Raw genomic sequence first — 19,378 nt, 5'->3', positions numbered from 1 at the left:
AGTTCGAAGCAAGGCTATCAGGAGGAGATTCGCGATGAAGGCAATGCGATTCCACACGTACGGCGAGCCCGGCGTCCTGCGTTACGAGGAGGCCGACCGCCCGGTCGCCGCCGCCGGTCAGGTGCTGGTGAAGGTGGCCGCCACGACGTTCAACCCGGTCGACGCCGCGATCCGGGCCGGCTTCATGCGGGAGGTCATCCCGGTGCCGCTCCCGCACATCCTCGGCGTCGATGTCGCCGGGACGGTGGACGGCACCGGCGAGGCGGTGATCGCCTTCCTGCCCATGCTCGCCGACGGCGCCGCCGCCGAATACGTTGCCGTGGACCGGGATCTGCTGGCCCCGGCGCCCGCGAACGTGCCGCTCGCCGACGCCGCGGCCCTGCCGTCGAGCGCGCTCACGGCCTGGCAGGCGCTCTTCGAGCACGCCGCGCTCGAGCCCGGTCAGCGTGTGCTGGTCAACGGGGCCGGGGGAGCGGTGGGCGGGTTTGCGGTCCAGCTCGCGGCGCGATCCGGCGCGTACGTCATCGCCACCGCGAGCCCCCGCAGCCGCGACGCCGTTCTCGCCCACGGCGCGCACGAGGTCATCGACTACACCGCCGGTCCGGTCCGCGTCGCCGAGCCGGTGGACGTCGTCTTCCACGTGGCCCGCACCGACGCGGCCGCCCTGGTCGAGCAGGTCAAGCCGGGCGGCGTGCTGGTGTCGGCGGTCGGGCCGGTCGAGGCCGAGAAGATCAAGGTCATTCCGATGGCCGTACGCAGCGATGCCGCGCAACTGGCCGAGCTGGCGCGCCGGGTCGAGGCCGGCACGCTGAGGCTCGACATCGGCGCCCGCTACCCGTTGACCGATCTGGCCGAGGTGCACGCCGCCGCGGAGAAGGGCGCGTTCCGCGGCAAGGTGCTCATCACCCTCTAACCGGCGAGGCGCTCGAGCCACCGGTCGAGCAGTGCCGTCTCGACCGGCTCGAGCGCCAAGGTGCCCGAGACCGCCAACTGGGAGCGCAGGCGCAGGGCGGCAGCCGGCACCGGGTCGCCCTCCTCGTCGCCGGCCGGCTCGGTCAGCACCGCGCCGAAGACGGCCTCCCGCATCCGGATCGACAGGCCGGGGTCGTCGAACAGCTCGGGCTGGGCGATCAGGCTGAGCGCGAGTCCGACGTTGGCCGGCAGGATCAGCTGGGCCGCGACCGCCGGCGACACCCGCAGCGCGCCGACCGCCGAGCAGCGCAGCAGGGACGCCTCGAGCAGGTCCATGATCTGGCGCCGGGCCTGGGCGTGCGAGCGCGGGCGCGGCGCGAACATCAGGTGGTAGAGGGCCGGGTTCCGCCGGGCGAACTCCATGTGGTCGTCCCAGCCGGCCCGCAGGTCAGCCACCGGGTCGCCGGTCCGCGGCTGCCGGCCCTTGTGCTCGGCGTAGCGGCGCAGCCCGTCGTCGGCCAGGGCGTCGAGCAGCCCGTTCTTGTCGCCGAAGAGACGGTAGAGCACGGGCTGGGTGACGCCGACCGCCTCGCAGACGGCGCGGGTGGCGATGTCACGGTCGGGGGACTCGGCGAGTTGGCGCTCGGCCGCGGCGAGCATGGCGGACCGGACGTCGGGCGTGATGGTGCTCATGAAATCAATGATACGAGCCTGTGCTAACGTTGTCATATCACCGATACGATAATGCGATAACAAAGCTATAGGAGCGGTCTCATGACACAGCGGCGGGTTGCGATCGTCACCGGCGCCTCGCGGGGCATCGGGCGGGCGGTCGCCGGCAAGCTGGCCGCCGACGGCACGGCCGTGGTCGTCGGCTACAGCGGCGGCGCGGCGAGCGCGGCCGAGGTGGTCGAGGAGATCACCGCGGCCGGCGGCCAGGCCATCGCGTACGGCGCCGACGTCGCCGACGAGCGGGCGGTGGCGGCAATGTTCGACCTCGCCGAGCAGACCTACGGCGGCGTCGACGTGGTGGTGAACTCGGCCGGCGTGATGATCCTGTCCACCGTCGCCGACCTCGACCTCGACGACCTCGACCGCATGCACCGGGTGAACATCCGCGGCTCGTTCGTGGTGGCCCGCGAGGCCGCCCGCCGGCTGCGACCCGGCGGCTCGATCGTCACCATCTCCACCTCGCAGGTCGGCATCCAGAGCCCCACCTACGCGCCGTACGCGGCGAGCAAGGGCGCGGTCGAGGCGATGACCCTGGTGCTGGCCCGCGAGCTGCGCGGCCGCGACGTCACCGTGAACTCGGTCGCCCCCGGCCCCACCGCGACCGACCTCTTCCTCGACGGCAAGGACCAGGCCACGATCGACCACCTGGCCAAGCTGCCGCCGCTCGAGCGCCTCGGCCGGCCCGAGGACATCGCCGAGGTGGTCGCGTTCCTGACCGGGCCCGCGGGCCACTGGGTCAACGGCCAGACCGTCCGCGCCAACGGCGGCATCATCTGACCGCTCGCCGGCGCCGCAGGCCGAGCACGTTCGGCAGGACGCACCACAGCGGAACGACCACGGCCAGCGCGGCGAAGCTCGGCGGGTCGCTCAGCATCGCCTTCGCGTTCCCGTACGGCGTGAGCCAGTGCACCAGGCCGGGAGCGGCGACCGTGAGGATCGCGGCCACCGTCATCGGCACGACGATGGTGGCCGCCATCGCCATCCATCGCCGCCGGATCAGCAGCCCGCTGCCGGTGCCGACCAACTGGGCGATCACCTGCACGAGCACCGCGCCCACCGCGAACGCGAACGACGACGGGGCGATCGCCACGCCGATCAGGGCGCAGGCGACGGCGATGCCGATCGCGGTCAGGAAGCGGGGCGCGAGGAGGACGCCGGTGAACGGCACCAGCACCGATATCGTCAGTTGGAGGGTCATGCCGGTGAGGCTGCCCGGCCGCGGGCCCGCCGTCGTCGGCGATCGGTCACCCCGAGCCCCTACTTTGGTAGGGGGTCCGCCGGCGCCGGCCGGTTTAGCCTGACGGGGTGATCCGCAGCCGGCTCGGTGACGTCTTCGCGGTCCTGGCCGCGCTCGGCGGTGGCGCGTTCCTGGTCGCCGCCGGCGATACCACCGGGCCGGTGCCGGGGCTGATCCCGTGGCCGCTGGACGTGGCGATCGGCGTGCTCGCCTGCCTCGCCCTCCCGCTGCGCCGCCGGTGGCCGCTCGGCCTGGCCGTGGCGGTCGTGCCGCTCAGCGCCGTCTCCGTCATGGCGACCGGGGCCGTCCTCGCCGCCGTCTTCGGGCTGGCCCTGCGCCGCCGGTTCGCGGTCGCCGCCGGCTTCGCCGCCCTCTACCTCGCCACCACCCCGGTCTACCTGCTGCTCCAGCGCGAGCTGCGCCTTCCGATCTGGACGGACGCCGTGGTCCGCGGCGTGCTCGCGGCCGCGGCGCTGGGCTGGGGCCTCTACGCCCGCGAGCGGCAGGCGCTGATCCGGCAGCTCGGCGAGCGCGCGAACCGGGCCGAGAAAGAGCAGGCGGCCCGCGTCGCCCGGGCCCGCCGCGACGAGCGCGACCGGATCGCCCGCGAGATGCACGACGTGCTCGCCCACCGGCTGTCGATGATCAGCCTCCAGGCCGGAGCCCTCGAGCTGCACCCGGACCTCGCGCCCGACCTGCACGAGGCGGCCGCCGTCGTCCGGACCGGCGCGCACGAGGCCCTCGACGAGCTGCGCGCGGTCGTCGGCGTCCTGCGGCACGACGCCGGGGACGAGCCCGAGCCGCCACAGCCGGGGCTGAGCGACGTGCTCGCGCTGGTGGCCGACGCGCGGCGCTGCGGCAGCGACGTCCGCTTCGACGACCGGGTCGGCGACGCCGGCGCCGAGCCGCCGCCTGGGGCGACCGGGCGGATCGCCTACCGGGTGGTGCAGGAGGCGCTGACCAACGCCCGCAAGCACGCGCCGGGGAGCGAGGTCGAGCTGGTGCTGGACGGCCGGCCCGGCGACGGCCTGCGGATCGCGGTGAGCAACCCGGTTTCCGGTGCCGGGCCGGCGATGCCGGGCGGCGGGCTCGGTCTCGTGGGCGTGGCCGAGCGGGTCGAGCTGGCCGGCGGGCGCCTCACGCACGGCGCGAGCGGGGGGCGTTTCCGGCTCGAGGTGCGGCTGCCGTGGCTGGCCTGAGGCCGGTGCGGGTCGCCGTCGTCGACGACGATCCCCTCGTCCGCAACGGATTGCGGTTGCTGTTCGCGAGCGCGCCCGACCTCGAGATCGTCGCCGAGGGCGCGGACGGCGGCGACGTGCCCGAGCTGGTCGCCGCCCATCACCCCGACGTCGTCCTGCTCGACGTGCGCATGCCGCGCGTCGACGGCCTCGCGGCGGCCGAGCGGCTGTGCACGCGACCCCGCCCGCCGTACGTCGTCATGCTCACCACCTTCCACGCCGACGCTCTCGTCCTGCGCGCCCTCCGCGCCGGCGCCAGTGGCTACCTGCTCAAGGACGCCCCGCCGCGCGAGCTGGTCGAGGCCGTCCGGCGGGTCGCCGCCGGCGAGCCGATCCTGAGCCCGGCCGTGACCCGCCGCCTCATCGAGCAGGTCGCCGATCCCGTCACCCACGACCGCCGCGCCGCCGCCGAGGCCCTGCTGTCCCGGGCGACCGGCCGCGAACGGGAGGTGGCGTCCGGGGTCGCGCGCGGTCTCTCCAACGCCCAGATCGGCGCCGAACTGGGAATGGGCGTGCCCACGGTCAAGGCCCACGTCTCGCGCCTGCTCACCAAGCTGGGCCTGGAGAACCGTGTGCAGCTCGCCCTGGTGGCACACGACGCCGGCGAGGGTTAGGGCGCGGGCGTCAGGGGGTCTGGAGGGCCATCTCGGTCTTCGTGCGCTGCAGGTCGGCCGGCGCCACCCCGTAGGCGCGCAGGGCCGTCGAGACGCGCTTGGCCACGGCGGCCGCCTCGCCCACCCGGCAGCGGGTGGAGAGCTCGAGCAGGTCGGACCCGTCGGGATAGCGCCACCGCTCGGCGGTCAGGCCGCGGTCGAGGCCGCGCAGCTTGAGGTTGAGGCAGCGCACGTCGATCGGGCCGTAGACGATCAGATCTTCGGGGCCCACCGCGGCCGGGGCGTACTTGGTCAGCAGGCGGCGCTGGCGGGACGAGAGCAGGCCGGTGAGCGGGCGGCCGGCGGCGAGCGTGCGGGCGACGTCGTTGCGGCCCAGGCGCTTCTTGAGGGCGCCCGAGCAGACGGCCCGTCCGGGGAGCGCGTCGATCTCCAGGTGGAAGCGGTCGGCGTCGCGCAGCCAGGCGGGCACCCGGCCGGGCACCACGGGGCGCAGCTTGACCACGGCGTCGTCGCGGCCCTCGCGGTCGCGGAAACGGATGATCACGCCGTGCCGGTAGAGGGCCAGGTCGGGGGTGTCGAGGAAGTAGACCCGGCGGTTGGGCTTACGGTCGGGGTCGATGCCCAGCGAGCGGCCGCCCTGTTCGGGCACGACCACCTTGAGCTCGACGTTCGGGGCCTGTCCGGCCAACGACCGCAGCTGCCAGAATCCCGTCGTCACGGCGCACGTCCCTTTCGCTTCCTCGGCGCCACTCAGACGCTATCCGGGGCGAGGTCGCGTGGCCGCATACCCTCGTACATCCCCCGTTAACCTTGTGTCCACCGAAGTGTAGCCGGAGAGGTGCCCCCGGAGCACCTGCCCCGGGGGCGACCGCGCCGGTTCTACAGCGTGGTGCGATGGATGCGGCCGTCGATGCCGCGCAGCACGATCACGGCCGAGCCGCCGGGGCCGGCGTCGGCGCCGATCGGGCCCTGGATCTCGTCGGTGGCGAACTCGCCGCGCGGGAACCAGCCGCCCCATCCGCCGTCGACGAAGTTGCGCTGCCACAGGCGGTTGTCGGCGGCGACCGCGAACAGGTAGAGGCGGCCGGCGGTCCCGAGCAGGGTCGGGCTGCCGCTCAGCGTGCCGCCCAGGTTCCGCCAGTCCGACCACGCGCCGCCGGCGAAAACCCGTTCCCAGATCTCGTCGGTGCGGTACCGGACGGTCACGTGGACCGCGCCGGAGGCGTCGACCGCGGCGGCCGGCCGTCCCCGCACCCCGCGCCCGTTCGGCCCGCCGATGCTGGTCCAGCCGGTGTCCGGGCCGCGCGCCGCGATCAGGCCGTCGTAGCCGCGGGCGAAGACGGTCCAGCCGCCCGAATCGGTGACCGCCACGGCGGGCGAGTCGGCCACCCGGCCGCCGAGGTCGGACCAGGCGCCCCACCGGCCGCCGGTCAGCGTGCGACGCCACACATGGTCGTCGGCGCCGCGGGCGAAGACGTCGATCCGGCCGTCCGCCGACGCGAACGCGGCCGGCTGCCCGAGGATCGGGCGGCCGAGCAGCTTCCCGTCGGCGCCGCGGGCGAAGACCCGGCCGCCGGCCACCGCCGGCGCGTCCGCGGCCGGCCCGAGGTCCTCGCCGGTCACCGCGTCGGTCCCGGTGAGGCCGAGCATCACCACGCCGTGCGCCGGAACCGTTGCGGTGTAGGAGTCCGGGAAGCTGCCGGCGTCGGCCCGGGCCCACAGGTCGCGCACGCGGACCGGGCCGCCGAGCGCCACCGCGCGGAAGTCGACGGTGATCTGCTGGGCGGTGTCGCCGCGGTTGAGCAGAGCGACCGCGCGGCGGCCGGGACCGGCGAGGGGCTTGCTCCAGACCTGGGCGGTGGGCGAGGGATCAGCGACCTTCACGCCCTGCCGCACCAGCGGATCCTGGTCCACGGCCACGATTTCCGGGTTGCGCAGCGCGGCGACCATCTCGGCCGGCAGCGTGCGTGGGTCGGAGCCGAGCACGAGCGGGGCGGCCATCATCGCCCACATGGCGAGCTGCGTCCGCGACTCCTCGAAGGTGAGCTCGGTGCCGCCGCCGGCGAGCGGCCGCATCGGCAGCAGGTAGTCCGGGTCGCCGAAGTGCCCGGGGCCGGTCGACGCCGGGTGGTAGGCGTTGACGTCCATGTTGCGCAGCACCCACTGCCATTGCCACTGCGGCTGCGGGTCGAGGACGCCGACGTCGGTGTAGGTCCGCCACGAGGTGGCGACCTCCGGCGCGTACGTGTAGCTCCAGGTCGAAAGGGCCTCGGGCGGGTACGGTCCGCCGCCCCAGTCGCTGCTCACCGGGTTGCAGATGTTGAGCAGCATGGGTCGCGGCGAGCGGTCGACCTCGGCCGCGAGCTGCCGGTACGTGGTCTCCGGGTCCAGCCCCGAGACCCGTCCGCAGAGCCAGTCGGCCTTGAGCGCGTCGAAGCCCCAGCGGGCGAACTGGCGCACGTCGTCGCGGAAGTGCCCGTAGCTGCCGAGCCCGCAGTCGCCGGGGATATACGGACCCGCGTCCGTGTAGATGCCTGCCTGGAAGCCGCGGGCGTGCAGATAGCGGGTTAGCGCCGCCATGCCGGACGGGAAGCGGGCCGGGTCGGCGACCAGCTCGCCGCGGTCGTCGCGGGGCGTCGGCGCGGCCCAGTTCCCGTCGATCCAGATGATGCGGTAGCCGGCGTCGCGCAGACCGTCGCGGGCCATCGTGTCGGCGATGGTCCGCACCTCGGCCTCGGTCGGGTCCCCGCCCAGGCCGTAGTAGGTGTTCCACCCCATGTACGGGGTGCGGGACGGAGCGGCGGAGGCGGGCGTCGGCACGGCCCAGAGGGGGATGAGGAGCAGGGCGAGGAGGTAGCGCACGGTCACCTCTTGTGCAGGAGCTGTCCGATCTGGTCGCGCTGGCCGGGGTCGGCCAGCGCCGCGCCGAGCGCGACCACGCGCGCGCCGGCGGAGAGGAAGGCGGGCGCGCCGGCCACGGTGATGCCACCGGTGGCGACGAACCGCGCGTCGGGGAACGGGCCGAGCAGGGCGGAGATCCAGGCCGGGCCGAGCGCCGCGGCCGGGAACGCCTTGAGCCACCGGCAGCCGGCCAGCCAGGCCCGCTGGACCTCGGTGGCGGTGCCGACGCCGGGCAGGTGCGGCAGGCCGGCGGCGAGGCTGGCGGCCAGCACGCCGAGGTCGAGGCCGGGCGCGACGGTGTACTGCGCGCCCGCCTCGGCCGCCGCCGCCACCTGGTCCGGGGTGATCACGGTGCCGGCGCCGACCCGCAGGCCGCGCTCGCGGGCGGCGCCGGCGGCGGCCCGCAGCGAGGCGACCTGCTCGGGCCGGCCGATCGGGATCTCCAGCACGGTGACGCCGGCGTCCCACAGCCGGTTGGCGAGATCGACGGTGCGAGACGGGGGCAATCCGCGCAGGATCGCCATCACCGGGGTGTCGCCGAGGATGTCGTCGAAACTCACGGCCTCTCCTTCAGGGTGGTGACGTCGCCGGTCACCCGCATCGCGGCGGCGGCGATCCGATGGCCGAGCGCCAGGCGGTCCGCTTCCGGCAGGCGGCGGGTCATCCCGGCGAGATACCCGGCGGCGTACGCGTCACCGGCCCCCACCGGCTCGACCACGTCGACCGGCGGCGCGGCCACGAAGTCCACCCCGCCCGGATGGAACGAGGTGACCCCGACCGCGCCGTCCTTGACCACCACCACCTCCGGCTCCGGCAGCAGGTCCCGGACGTCGCCCGGATCGGACACGCCCCAGAGCGCGCGCGCCTCGTCGAGCCCGGCGAAGACGATCGCGGCCCGGCCGGCGAGGTCGCGCAGCACCGGCGCCGCCGCCGCGACCGGCCACAGACCGGGCCGGTAGTTCACGTCGAAGCTGCACCGCCGGGCGCCGAGCAACCGGTCGACCAGCGCCGCGCACGAGCCGGACAGCGCCGGGGTGATGCCGCTGAGATGGGTGATCCGGGCGGCCGGAACCGGCGTCTCCGGCCCGAGCCGGGAGGCCGCCGATCCGGCGCGGTAGTAGTGCACCCGCGCGCCCGGATCCTTGAAGAACACCCCCGTCGGCGCGTTGCGGTCGGTCTCGGCGAGCACCTGCACGCCATAGGCGGCGATGCGGGACCGCACGAGGTCGCCGAGCGGGTCGGCGCCGACCCGGCTCACCCAGGCCGCCCGCACGCCGAGCTGGGCCAGGTAACAGGCCACAGTGGACTCGGCGCCCGCGACGTCGAGCCGCATCGGGCCGCCGTGGGACAGCGGCGCGGGCGGGTCGGGGGTCACCAGCGCCATCGACTCGCCCACGCAGGCCACGTCGATCATGCGGCGCTCACCCCCAGCCGCCACTCGCAGAGGCCGGACGGGGGCACCACGGCCGCGTCGCCGGGCCCGGCGCCGGCGAGGTCGAAGACGCGGCCGAGCATGGGCTCGACGCCGATGCTGCGGTAGGGCGCGTCGCCGGGCCAGCCGCGCAGGTTGCGCCACAGCGCCACCGAGACCGGCTGGCCGGGCGCCTCGAGCGTGAAGGTGAGCCGCTCGCCGTCGGCCACGGTCACCGTGGGGCAGTCGACCAGGATCGCGCCCACCGCCGTGCCGTCGTCGGGGCCGAGCGCGGCGAGCGGGGTCGGCCAGGCCTCGACCGCGCCGCCGTCGATCCGGGTCTCGGTGCCCGCGGGCGCCTCCAGAACCGCGTTCGGCGAGAGGTCGAGCAGCGCGTGCGCGGCCCAGACGAAGCGGTAGCCGGGCTCGGCCTCGAGCCGGTAGCTCGCGCCGTCCTCGTCCAGGGTCCGGGTCAGCAGGAAGTCGCGGCAGTCCACCGTGCCGCCGCTCCACCGGCGGGACCAGGCGGCGCCGTGGTCGGGCAGGCCGCGGACGGTCGGGATGCACTCCTCGAGGCCGCCGGCGTCGACGAACGGGTCGCCCGGCCGCGCGGTGTCGCGCGCGGGATCGGGCCGGTGCCACAGCCATTCCCGGCCGGCCGCGCGCAACGACGTCCAGCGGCCGCCGTGCGCCGGGTCGGTCGTCACCGTCACCATTCCGCGAACGACCCGTCGTCATGCCGCCAGACCGGGTTGCGCCAGGCGTGCCCGGCCGCGTCGGCCCGGCGTACCGCCTGCTCGTCGACGGCGATGCCGAGGCCGGGCGCGTCGCTGCGGGCGATGTGCCCGTCGACGATGCGCAGCGGCGCCGTGTCGGTCACGTAGTCGAGCAGGTCGGCGCCGTCCCGGTGGTAGTGGATGCCCATGCTCTGCTCCTGGATCAGGAAGTTGGGCGTGGCCAGGGCGACCTGGAGGCTCGCGGCGAGCGCGATCGGGCCGAGCGGGCAGTGCGGCGCGAACAGGGCGCCGTACGTCTCGGCCAGCGCGGCGATCCGGCGTACCTCCGAGATGCCGCCCGCGTGGGAGAGGTCGGGCTGCACCACGCTGACCCCGGCCACCAGCGCCGGCAGGAACCCGGCCCGGTCGTAGAGCCGTTCCCCGGTGGCGACCGGGACCGGCGCGCTGCGCACCACCTCGGCGAGCAGGTGGGTCTGCTCGGGCACCAGCGGCTCCTCGACCAGCAGCGGGCGCAGCGGCGCGACGGCCGGCAGGATCATCCGCGCGGCCGGCAGGCTGGCCCGGCCGTGCAGGTCGATCGCCACGTCCCGGTGGTCGCCGAGCGCGGCCCGGGCCGCGCCCACCCGCTCGACGATGGCGTCCACCTCGGCCGCGGTCGGCACGGGGGAGAGGCGGCCGCTCGCGTTCATCTTGACCGCGGTCATCCCGGCCTCGACGTGGGCGGCGACCCCGTCGGCGATCTCGGCCGGGTCGTCGCCGCCGACCCAGGCGTAGACCCGGACGCGGTCGCGGATCGGGCCGCCGAGCAGGGCGTGCACGGGTGCTCCGTACGCCTTCCCGGCGATGTCCCACAGCGCCTGGTCGATGCCGGCCACCGCACTGGAGAGCACCGGGCCGCCGCGGTAGAAGCCACCCTTGGTGAGCACCTGCCAGTGGTGCTCGATGCGCAGCGGGTCCTCGCCGATCAGGTACTCGGCGAGCACGTCGACGGCGGCCCGCACCACCTCGGCGCGGCCCTCGACGACCGGCTCGCCCCAGCCGACCAGACCCTCGTCGGTCTCCACCCGGCAGAACAGCCACCGCGGCGGCACCATGAAGGTCTCAATTTTGCTGATCTTCACGCCGCGTCCTCTCCAGCCGGGCCACGTCGTCGATGGCCTGGTCGAGCAGCTTGCCCATGGCCCGCGCGGCCTGGGTCGGATTGCGTCGCCGGATCGCGTCCACCACGGCCTTGTGGCTGGGCACCGGGTCGGTGGTCCCGGCCGCGCCGTGCACCATGCGGTCGCGTTCGGCCAGGCCGGTCTCGATGACCACCTCCATGCGCTGGACGAGCTCGTTGTGGGTGGCGGCGAGCAGCGCGCGGTGGAAGGCGAGGTCGGCGGCGACCGCGGCGGCCGCGTCGTCGCCGGCCTCCGCCATGCCGGCCAGTGCGGCGTCCAGCGCCTCGAGGTCGTCGTCGGTGGCCCGGGCGGCGGCCAGGCTGGCCGCTCCCGGCTCGACGATCGCGCGCAGCTCGTGCAGGTCGTCGAAGAGGCCGGGGCGCTGCGATCGCTGGAACTGCCAGCGCAGCACGTCCGGGTCGAGCAGGCTCCAATCCGCGCGGGGCCGCACGAACGTGCCGCGCTTGGGCCGGGCGTCGACCATGCCCTTGGCCGCCAGCACCCGCAGCGCCTCGCGCAGGACGGTGAGGCTCACGTCGAACTCGGTCTGCATCGCGGTCAGGTCGAGGGTGTGCCCCTCGGGGAGCTGGCCGGTGAGGATCCGCTGAGCGAGGACCTCCACCGTCTGACCGTGCACGCCACGCCCCGCGAACTGCTGCATCCCGTTCTCTCTTCCCAGTCGGTAGCTCATGCGGAGGACTTCACGGCCGTCCAGCCCCCGTCGACCACCAGGCTCGCGCCGGTCACGAAGGCGGCCTCGGACGAGGCCAGGAACGCCACCGCGGCGGCGACCTCGGCCGGGGTGCCGAAGCGGCCGGCCACGGTCTCGGCGATGCTGCGGGAGCGGTCCTCCTCGGACACCCGGTCCCAGGCCGCCGTCAGAACCGGCCCGGGCAGCACGGTGTTCACCCGCAGCGCCGGACCGTACTCGACGGCGAGCTGCCGGGCCAGGGCCACCAGGCCACCCTTCGCCGCCGCGTAGGCGGGATGCCCGGGCAGGCCGACCAGCGCGTGCACCGAGGACACGACGACCACGCTGCCTTCGTTCTTCAGAAGATCAGGCAGCAGCGTCCGTACGCCGAGGAACGTGCCGGTGAGGTTGACGGCGATCTGCCGCTCCCAGGAGGCCGGTGCCAGGTCGCCGGCCGGGGCCACGTCCACCGTGTACGCGTTGCTCACGAGCACGCCGACCGGGCCGAACCTCTCACGCGCCGTAGTGGCGATCGCGGCCCAGTCCTCCGCCCGCGACACGTCCGCGACCACGGCCTCCGCCCGGCCCCCGCCGGCCGCTATCCCGGCCGCGACCGAGGTGGCCGCACGCACGTCGGCCAGCACGACCGCGGCGCCCTCGGACGCCAATCGCTCGGCGGTCGCGGCGCCGATGCCCGAAGCCGATCCGGTCACGACGGCCACGCGACCTGCGAAGCGACGTGTCATGTGCTCACCCTTCGCCGCAACTCTTCATTAATTACGAAGATATGTTGACAGGCCTTCAACCGTGATGCAACCTCGTGGAAACACGAAACAGGAGGCTCAGCATGACTACCGCTCCACTCAGTCGCCGCGGGTTCCTCGCCGGTGTCGGCGGTCTCGGTGTGGCCGGACTCCTCGGCGCTTGTGCTACGGGGAGTGACGACACCTCCGGCACCGCCTCCTCCACCCTGACGCTCCAATCGTCGCTGTCCGACGCCGATCCCAAGGCCGCCCTCACGAAGGTGGTCGAGGGCTATACCAAGAACAAGGTCACGCTCAACACGATCGCGATCGAGACCTTCCGGGCCCAGCTGCCCACCTACCTGAACTCGGGCAACCCGCCGGACGTGCTGACCTGGTACGCCGGCTCGGTCGCCCGCGACTACGCGAGCAAGGGCTTCCTGCTCGACGTCTCCGACCTGTGGTCCGGCAGCGGACCGTGCGCGGGCTTCTCGCCGGCGCTCAAGGAGCTGTCCACCGCGGACGGCAAGCAGATCTTCGTGCCGACCAACTACTACTGGTGGGGCGTGTTCTACCGGAAGTCGGCGTTCCGGGAGTGGGGCGTGCAGGTGCCGACGACCTGGGACGAGTTCCTCCAGGTGTGCAAGACGATCAAGAGCAAGGGCGTCGCGCCGATCACCATGGGCACCGGCTCCACCCCGTGGGTCGCGTCCGGCTGGTTCGACTACCTCAACCTGCGCGTCAACGGCGCCGACTTCCACCGCGAGCTGCTGGCCGGCAAGCACTCGTTCGACGGACCCGAGGTCAAGGCGGTCATGGACCACTACCGCCAGCTGGTGGAGTACATCGACCCCAAGGGCCGCTCCTACTCCTGGCAGGACGCGGTCACGCCGCTCAACTCCAAGAAGGCCGGCATGTACCTGATCGGCGCCTTCATCACCTCGGCCGTGCCCGCGGACGGCGTCGACGACCTCGACTTCTTCCGGGTGCCGATCATCGACCCGAGCGTGCCGGTGGCCGAGGAGGCGCCGACCGACGGCTACTTCGCGAGCGCCAAGTCGCGTAACGCCTCCGGCGCCAAGGACCTGCTGGCCTACCTGGCGTCGGCGCCCGCCCAGCAGCAGTTCATCCAGCTGGCCAAGTCGTCGAACCTGCCGACCTCGCAGCAGGTCGACACCAGCTCGTTCTCGCCGCTGGTGCAGAAGGGCATCAAGCTGCTGAACGACAGCAAGGCGATCACCCAGTTCTTCAACCGGGACTCCAGCGACGAGCTCCAGACGACGGCGGACACGGCGCTCACGAAGTTCCTCGACAAGCCGGGCGACGTCAACAAGATCCTGTCCGAGTGGCAGGCGAACGCGAAGAAGGTATTCGGGCAGTGAGCACGATCGCGGCGCCGGCCACTCCGGCCAAGCGGCGACGGGCCGTTCCCGGCGTCGTCTGGTTGTTCCTGCTGATCCCGGCCCTGGTCGAGATCGGCATGGTGTTCTGGCCCGCGCTCAACAGCTTCTACCTGTCGTTCACCAAGTGGAACGGGCTGGGCGCGGCCCAGCCCGTGGGGCTCGGCAACTTCCGGGAGCTGGCCGCCGACGGGGTGTTCCGGGGCGCGCTGGAGAACAACGTGATCTGGGCGGTCGGCTTCGGCGGGCTGTCGGTGCTGGGCGGCCTCGGGCTGGCCCTCGCGCTCAACCGGCCGCGCCGCGGCGTCGGGCTCTACCGCAGCGCGATCTACCTGCCGATGGTGTTCTCGCTCGCGGTGACCGGCCTGTTCTGGCGGGTGCAGTACCAGCCGGACGGGACGATCAACACGCTGCTCGGCGCGGTCGGCCTGGGCGGCCTCGAGAAGCAGTGGCTGGCCGACCCCGACACGGCGCTGTACGCGGTGCTGATCGCGGCCGTGTGGCGGCAGGTCGGCTACGTCATGGTGCTCTACCTGGCCGGCCTGAAGAGCACGGACCCGACGCTGGACGACGCCTCGGCGGTGGACGGCGCCGGCGCGTGGCAGCGGTTCCGGTACGTGACCTGGCCGCAGCTGCGCGGCGTGAACACCGTCGTCTTCGCCGTCACGGTGATCGACTCGCTGCGCACCTTCGACATCGTCTGGGCGATGACCCAGGGCGGCCCGTACCACTCGTCGGAGCTGCTCAGCACGTACATGTTCCAGCAGGGCTTCACGTTCCTGAACCTCGGCTACGCGTCCGCGATCGCCGTCGTCATCTTCGCGCTGGCCCTGATCTTCATCATCACCTACCTGGTCCGCGCCACGAAGGAGGAGGTGTCGTGACCGCCGCGACCCTGGCCCGCGTGCACGACGAGGACACGGCGGAGACGCCGCTGAACCGCAAGCGGCGCCGCTGGGTGTTCCACGCGCTGATGGCGCCGCTCACCCTGATCTGGGTGGCGCCGATGGTCTTCGTGCTCGTGCTGGCGTTCCGCTCGTTCGACGACATCGCCCAGAACGGCACCGCGGCGTGGCCCTCGTCGTTCACTGTGGACGGTTTCCGGACGGCGCTGGGCGCCGGTTCGATGGGCCGGGCGCTGTGGATCAGCATCCAGGTGACGGTGCCGGCCGTGCTGCTGTCGTTGCTGCTGGCGTCCTGGGCCGCGTACGCGCTCAGTCGCTATGCCATCCCCGGACGGCGCGCGATCCTGCTCACCATGCTGGGCGGCAACCTGTTGCCGCCGCAGATCCTGCTCATCCCGGTGTCGCGGGTGATGGAGTCGCTGGGCATCTACGACACGCTGGTCGCGCTGGTCGCCATCCACGTCGGCTTCGGTCTCGGCTTCTACACGTTCGTGCTGCACGGCTTCATGCGGTCGATCCCGGCCGAGCTGACCGAGGCGGCCCGGATCGACGGCGCCGGGCCGGTGCAGATCTACGCGCGCATCATCATGCCGCTCTGCCGGCCCTCGCTCGCGGCGCTCGGCGCGCTCGCCACCACCTGGATCTTCAACGATCTGATCTGGGCGATCACCGTGCTGCGCACCGAGGCCAAGCTTCCGGTCACCGCGGCGCTGCTCAACCTCCAGGGTGGGTACGTGAGCAACTGGAACGTGGTGGCGGCGGCGTCCGTGGTGGCCGCCGTCCCGACCGCGATCGTGTTCTTCGCCTTCCAGCGCCACTTCGTCTCGGGCCTGCTGATGGGCTCGACGAAATGACGCTGACCATCTCGCTGTGGGACTTCACCTGGTACACGCGCACCGGGCCGGGGGAGCCGTTCGACGACCTCGACGAGGCGTTCCGGCAGGCGGTCGAGCGCGGCTACAACGCCGTACGCGTGTGTGCCATGCCGTTTCTGTTGTTCGGTTCCGGGCTCGACACCTCGGCCCTGCGTTTCGAAGGCCTCGGCGGCGCGTACGGCCAGCGCACGCGGTGGTACGACGTGCCGTCCGGCCAGCCGCCGCTCGACGGTCGCTCGCATCTGCTGTCGTTGTTCCGGGCCGCCGACCGCCACGGCTGCCGGGTCATCGTGTCGAGCTGGGAGTACCAGCAGAGCCCGTCGTTCTCGCCGGACGACGCGTGGCACCGGGCGCTTCGGGCGGTGCCGCCGGCCGATCGGACGGTGGCGCTGGCCGATGCGCACGCCGACCTCATCGACTTTCTGGTCGATGCCTCCCTCGCGCACACCGTCGCGTTCGTCGAGCTGCACAACGAGGTGCAGTACAGCGGCCTGCACCAGGGCGAGGGCATCGTCGGGCTGCGGCCCTCGATGGAGCGCGGCATCGACCGCTTCAAGCAGCGCCATCCGTCGGTGCCGGTGACCGTCAACTACGCGCGCGTTCCGGTCGGCTCGATGCGTGGCCTCCCGCGCAACGCCGACATCGCGGTCTTTCATCCGTACGTGTACGGCGTCCTCGACCAGCTGGTGACCGAGTTCGCCCTGCGTGACCCGGCCCGGCCGTACCCGCAGGAGCGCGCGTTCGCCGAGCTGCTCCGCCCCGGTGCGCCGCCGCTCGACGACTGGCATCCGCCGGCGAGCTGGAAGACCGCGGCCACCGTGGTCCCGCACCGCGAGATCTACACGCACGACTGGTGTGACCCGGCGAAGTGGGATCGCTGGCTGTACGACCGGTACGGGACGCACCGCCTGGCCATGCGGCAGACGCTCGACACCTGGCTGGACGTGGCCGCCGATTTAGCCGCCGCGCGCGAGATCCCGCTGGTGTTCGGCGAGGGCTGGGTCGGCTACACGCCGCTGCACGCGAGCTTCGAGGAGGGCCCGGTCGGCGCCGAGATCTGCGAGCACGCCGTCCGCCGCTCCCGGGCGCTCGGCGCGTGGGGCACGGTCGTCTGCTCGAACGCGGCGCCGCACCATCCGATGTGGAACGACGTGGCGCTGCAGAGCCGCCTGAATGCCGAGTTCCGGGAGACCCCTTGACCGAGTGGACCCTGCGCGGCGAAACCACGGAGTACACCGTCAGCGATCGCCTCGAGCTGGTGGCGTGGGGGCCGCGCGGCGTCTCGGCCGGGCCGTCGCCCTACGCCTTTTCCGGCAAGGTGCAGTACATGCTTCCCGGCGACGTCGCCGCGGTGGAGTATGCCGCGGATGGCCAGCGCCCGTTCCTGGGCGCCGATCTGGCCGTGGCGGGCGACGCGCTGACGCTCACAGTCGACGAGGTCTTCCCGCCCGGCCATGATTCACCTAGGATCCTAGGACGCCAAGAAGGGGACGACGAGCTCCAGGCGAGCCTCTCCGACCGGCGGACGGGGCTCCGGGTCACGCTTCATTGGCGGTTCGCGCCGGGCACCGATGTCATCGAGCGCTGGGCGATCGTCCACAATGGCGGGGAGGCACCCGTTGCGCTCACGCGGCTCGGGTCGGGCGGGTTCTCGGTGCCCACGCCCGAGGGGGCGACGATCTCCTACCTGTGGGGGCAGTGGTCGCAGGAGTTCACGCCGGCTTCCGTCCGGCTCGCCCGAGGACGATTCGAGATCGGGAGCACCCAAGGGGTTACCGGGCATCAGTTCTCGCCCTACCTGGCCGTGGAGAACGGCGACGCCGCGTACGGGATTCAGCTCGCCTGGAGCGGCTCCTGGCAGATCGTGGCCGACGCCGACGTGGCCGGACTGACCCGGGTGCGGGCGGGGCGGCAGCTTTCCGACGGGCCGGTGACGCTGGCGCCGGGGGAGTCGGTGACCACGCCGGTCATGGCGGGGGCCTACAGCGCCGACGGGATCGATGGGCTCGCGCGGCAGTGGCACGCCTACGAGCGGAGCTACGCGCGGGCGGCGCGGCCCGTCATCTACAACTCGTGGGAGGCGACCGCGTTCGGCGTGACGGCGGCGGGTCAGCTCGCGCTCGCCGACGTGGCCGCCTCGCTCGGGGTGGAGACGTTCGTGGTCGACGACGGCTGGTTCGCGGGGCGGCGCGACGACCGCGGCGGCCTCGGCGACTGGACGCCCGACCCGGCCAAGTTCCCGGACGGGTTCGGCGCGTTCGTCGATGCGGTGCGGGCCAAGGGAATGGGCTTCGGCCTCTGGGTCGAGCCGGAGATGGTCAACCCCTCATCGGCGCTGTACGCGGCGCATCCCGACTGGGTCTACCGGGCCGACGGGCGGCCGCACACCACGATTCGCCACCAATATCTGCTCGACCTCGGGCGGGCGGACGTCTGCCAGTTCGTGCTGGACACGCTGGACGGACTGCTGAAGGCGTACGACATCTCGTATCTGAAGTGGGATTTCAACCGGCCCCGCACCGAGGCCGACCGGGCCGTCGCCGACCTCGACGGCGCGCACGTGCGCAACCTCTACCGGATCCTCGACCACCTGCGGGCCGCCCACCCGGGCGTGATCGTCGAGGGCTGCGCGGCCGGCGGCGCCCGGGCCGACCTGGCGATGGCCGCCCGCACCGACGTGCTGTGGCCGAGCGACAACACCGCGCCGCTCGACCGGCTGCGCATCCAGCACGGGTTCCTGTCCGCGCACGCGCCGCACCTGATGAGCTCGTGGGTCACCGACGCCGAGGGCATGTTCGACGAGCGGCGGCGGTCGCTCGCGTTCCGCTTCGTGCTGGCTTCGGCCGGGGTGCTGGGCATCGGCGCCGACATCACCCGCTGGGATTCGGCGACGCGGGCCGAAGCGGCCGCGTGGGTGGCGCGCTACAAGGCGGTCCGCGAGGTCATCCACCGCGGCGTCGTGCACCGCATCGGCGGCCCGGATCAGCGCCGGTGCGCCGTGCAGTACACGCTGGGCGACCGGGTCGTGGTGCTGGCCTTCCACACCGGCGGTCTGGACGGCCTCGACCGGGTGCCGGCCCGCGACATCCGCCTGCCGTTGCGCGGTCTCGACGCCGCCGCCCGCTACCGGCACGGAACGGTGGAGTATTCCGGCCGCCACCTGATGGCGGTGGGCCTCCCGGTGCGGTGGACGCCCACGCACGACGCCGAGCTCATCGAGCTGGTCGCGGCCTAGGGGTGCTCGCGCAGCCAGGCGAGCACCCGCCCGGCGTGCGTGTCGGGCGGGAAGACCGGGTAGAAGACGTGCTCGATCCGGCCGTCGCGGACGACGAGCGTCAGCCGCTTGTAGAGGCGCTCGTGGCCCTCGGCCGCGAAGGTCGGCAGGCGCAGGGCGTCGGCCAGGGTGAATGCCGGGTCGGAGAGCATGACGAACGGCAGCGCCAGGCGCTCGACCACCTCGGCCTGGTAGCCGGGCGTCTGGCTGGACAGGCCGTAGACCCGTTCCGCGCCGGCCGCCCGCAGATCGGCGTGGTGGTCGCGGAAGCCGCACGCCTCGGGCGAGCAACCCCGGGCGCCGGGGATCGCGTCCCAGCCGTGCGGCTGCTCGACGCCGGGCCGGCCGGTCAGCGGGTAGAGATAGATGATCGTCCGCCCGGACCCGAGCGCGGCCAGGCCGACCTCGCCGCCGTCGCTGGTCGCCAGCGTCAGGGCGGGCAGGGCGAGGCCGGCCAGGTGGTCGGCGGCCCCGTCGTCGGGCGGCTCGGGCAGGTCGTCCGGCAGCGTCCGGTAGTCGGTCATCGGCCCATCTTCCCCCGCGTGCCC

Annotated in this window: 20 protein-coding genes; 9 read left to right on the top strand and 11 right to left on the bottom strand. The window is 73.4% G+C overall.

Annotated features, from left to right (window positions below; all coding sequences use genetic code 11):
• Positions 1–34: 34 nt before the first annotated feature.
• Positions 35–913 carry an NADP-dependent oxidoreductase gene (locus ACZ6TB_RS05225; protein WP_465550813.1) on the top strand — a complete coding sequence of 293 codons (879 nt, stop codon included), beginning with the start codon at positions 35–37 and terminating at the stop codon, positions 911–913.
• Here ACZ6TB_RS05225 and ACZ6TB_RS05220 read toward each other — a convergent pair.
• Complete coding sequence (locus ACZ6TB_RS05220) at positions 910–1,605, bottom strand: TetR/AcrR family transcriptional regulator (RefSeq protein WP_465550811.1); 696 nt, start codon at positions 1,603–1,605, stop codon at positions 910–912. The two genes, ACZ6TB_RS05225 and ACZ6TB_RS05220, sit on opposite strands and share 4 nt — an antisense overlap.
• 81 nt (positions 1,606–1,686) lie before the next feature.
• Between ACZ6TB_RS05220 and ACZ6TB_RS05215 the strand changes: the two genes are divergently transcribed.
• Positions 1,687–2,421 (top strand): SDR family oxidoreductase, encoded by a 735-nt coding sequence (locus tag ACZ6TB_RS05215; protein WP_465550809.1) that lies wholly within the window; start codon positions 1,687–1,689, stop codon positions 2,419–2,421.
• Here ACZ6TB_RS05215 and ACZ6TB_RS05210 read toward each other — a convergent pair.
• The gene (locus ACZ6TB_RS05210) at positions 2,414–2,842 is read right to left on the bottom strand and encodes a hypothetical protein (protein WP_465550807.1); all 429 of its coding nucleotides are present in this window, start codon (positions 2,840–2,842) and stop codon (positions 2,414–2,416) included. The two genes, ACZ6TB_RS05215 and ACZ6TB_RS05210, sit on opposite strands and share 8 nt — an antisense overlap.
• A 107-nt stretch (positions 2,843–2,949) precedes the next feature.
• Between ACZ6TB_RS05210 and ACZ6TB_RS05205 the strand changes: the two genes are divergently transcribed.
• Entirely contained in the window at positions 2,950–4,080 is a 1,131-nt protein-coding gene (locus ACZ6TB_RS05205; protein WP_465550805.1) for a sensor histidine kinase, read from the top strand.
• Positions 4,077–4,733, top strand: a complete 657-nt coding sequence (locus tag ACZ6TB_RS05200) for a response regulator (protein WP_465551426.1) — start codon at positions 4,077–4,079, stop codon at positions 4,731–4,733. The genes ACZ6TB_RS05205 and ACZ6TB_RS05200 overlap by 4 nt, the downstream gene beginning before the upstream one ends.
• 10 nt (positions 4,734–4,743) lie before the next feature.
• Here the strand turns inward: ACZ6TB_RS05200 and ACZ6TB_RS05195 are convergent, their stop codons facing one another.
• The 8 genes from ACZ6TB_RS05195 to ACZ6TB_RS05160 form a co-directional block, all read right to left on the bottom strand.
• Positions 4,744–5,451, bottom strand: a complete 708-nt coding sequence (locus tag ACZ6TB_RS05195) for a hypothetical protein (protein WP_465550803.1) — start codon at positions 5,449–5,451, stop codon at positions 4,744–4,746.
• 161 nt (positions 5,452–5,612) lie between these two features.
• Complete coding sequence (locus ACZ6TB_RS05190) at positions 5,613–7,595, bottom strand: DUF8189 domain-containing protein (protein WP_465550801.1); 1,983 nt, start codon at positions 7,593–7,595, stop codon at positions 5,613–5,615.
• A gap of 2 nt (positions 7,596–7,597) precedes the next feature.
• Positions 7,598–8,194 carry a bifunctional 4-hydroxy-2-oxoglutarate aldolase/2-dehydro-3-deoxy-phosphogluconate aldolase gene (locus tag ACZ6TB_RS05185; RefSeq protein WP_465550799.1) on the bottom strand — a complete coding sequence of 199 codons (597 nt, stop codon included), beginning with the start codon at positions 8,192–8,194 and terminating at the stop codon, positions 7,598–7,600.
• A complete protein-coding gene (locus tag ACZ6TB_RS05180) occupies positions 8,191–9,048 on the bottom strand; it encodes a sugar kinase (protein WP_465550797.1) in 858 nt (285 codons plus the stop codon). Before ACZ6TB_RS05180 ends, ACZ6TB_RS05185 begins: the two co-directional genes overlap by 4 nt.
• On the bottom strand, positions 9,045–9,761 hold the full coding sequence (locus tag ACZ6TB_RS05175) for a hypothetical protein (protein ID WP_465550795.1): 717 nt from the start codon (positions 9,759–9,761) through the stop codon (positions 9,045–9,047). Before ACZ6TB_RS05175 ends, ACZ6TB_RS05180 begins: the two co-directional genes overlap by 4 nt.
• Entirely contained in the window at positions 9,755–10,903 is a 1,149-nt protein-coding gene (gene dgoD, locus ACZ6TB_RS05170; protein ID WP_465550793.1) for a galactonate dehydratase, read from the bottom strand. The genes ACZ6TB_RS05175 and dgoD overlap by 7 nt, the downstream gene beginning before the upstream one ends.
• Positions 10,884–11,633, bottom strand: coding sequence for a FadR/GntR family transcriptional regulator (locus tag ACZ6TB_RS05165; RefSeq protein WP_465550791.1), 750 nt, complete (start codon positions 11,631–11,633; stop codon positions 10,884–10,886). Before ACZ6TB_RS05165 ends, dgoD begins: the two co-directional genes overlap by 20 nt.
• Positions 11,630–12,379, bottom strand: coding sequence for an SDR family NAD(P)-dependent oxidoreductase (locus ACZ6TB_RS05160; RefSeq protein ID WP_465550789.1), 750 nt, complete (start codon positions 12,377–12,379; stop codon positions 11,630–11,632). The genes ACZ6TB_RS05165 and ACZ6TB_RS05160 overlap by 4 nt, the downstream gene beginning before the upstream one ends.
• A 101-nt stretch (positions 12,380–12,480) precedes the next feature.
• On the opposite strand from ACZ6TB_RS05160, the gene ACZ6TB_RS05155 reads away from it, so the two are divergent.
• The 5 genes from ACZ6TB_RS05155 to ACZ6TB_RS05135 are packed head-to-tail and all read left to right on the top strand — an operon-like array spanning position 12,481 to position 18,791.
• Positions 12,481–13,758 carry an ABC transporter substrate-binding protein gene (locus ACZ6TB_RS05155; protein WP_465550787.1) on the top strand — a complete coding sequence of 426 codons (1,278 nt, stop codon included), beginning with the start codon at positions 12,481–12,483 and terminating at the stop codon, positions 13,756–13,758.
• The gene (locus ACZ6TB_RS05150) at positions 13,755–14,660 is read left to right on the top strand and encodes a carbohydrate ABC transporter permease (protein WP_465550785.1); all 906 of its coding nucleotides are present in this window, start codon (positions 13,755–13,757) and stop codon (positions 14,658–14,660) included. Before ACZ6TB_RS05155 ends, ACZ6TB_RS05150 begins: the two co-directional genes overlap by 4 nt.
• Positions 14,657–15,535 carry a carbohydrate ABC transporter permease gene (locus ACZ6TB_RS05145; RefSeq protein ID WP_465550783.1) on the top strand — a complete coding sequence of 293 codons (879 nt, stop codon included), beginning with the start codon at positions 14,657–14,659 and terminating at the stop codon, positions 15,533–15,535. The genes ACZ6TB_RS05150 and ACZ6TB_RS05145 overlap by 4 nt, the downstream gene beginning before the upstream one ends.
• A complete protein-coding gene (locus ACZ6TB_RS05140; protein WP_465550781.1) occupies positions 15,532–16,755 on the top strand; it encodes a cellulase-like family protein in 1,224 nt (407 codons plus the stop codon). Before ACZ6TB_RS05145 ends, ACZ6TB_RS05140 begins: the two co-directional genes overlap by 4 nt.
• Complete coding sequence (locus ACZ6TB_RS05135) at positions 16,752–18,791, top strand: alpha-galactosidase (protein ID WP_465550779.1); 2,040 nt, start codon at positions 16,752–16,754, stop codon at positions 18,789–18,791. The genes ACZ6TB_RS05140 and ACZ6TB_RS05135 overlap by 4 nt, the downstream gene beginning before the upstream one ends.
• Here the strand turns inward: ACZ6TB_RS05135 and ACZ6TB_RS05130 are convergent.
• Positions 18,788–19,354 carry a peroxiredoxin gene (locus tag ACZ6TB_RS05130; protein ID WP_465550777.1) on the bottom strand — a complete coding sequence of 189 codons (567 nt, stop codon included), beginning with the start codon at positions 19,352–19,354 and terminating at the stop codon, positions 18,788–18,790. The two genes, ACZ6TB_RS05135 and ACZ6TB_RS05130, sit on opposite strands and share 4 nt — an antisense overlap.
• Positions 19,355–19,378: the final 24 nt, after the last annotated feature.

The organism is Actinoplanes sp. NPDC051537 (assembly GCF_055586105.1).
The sequence above is the reverse complement of the archived record's forward strand: the minus strand, read 5'-3'. Positions and strand labels throughout refer to the sequence as shown.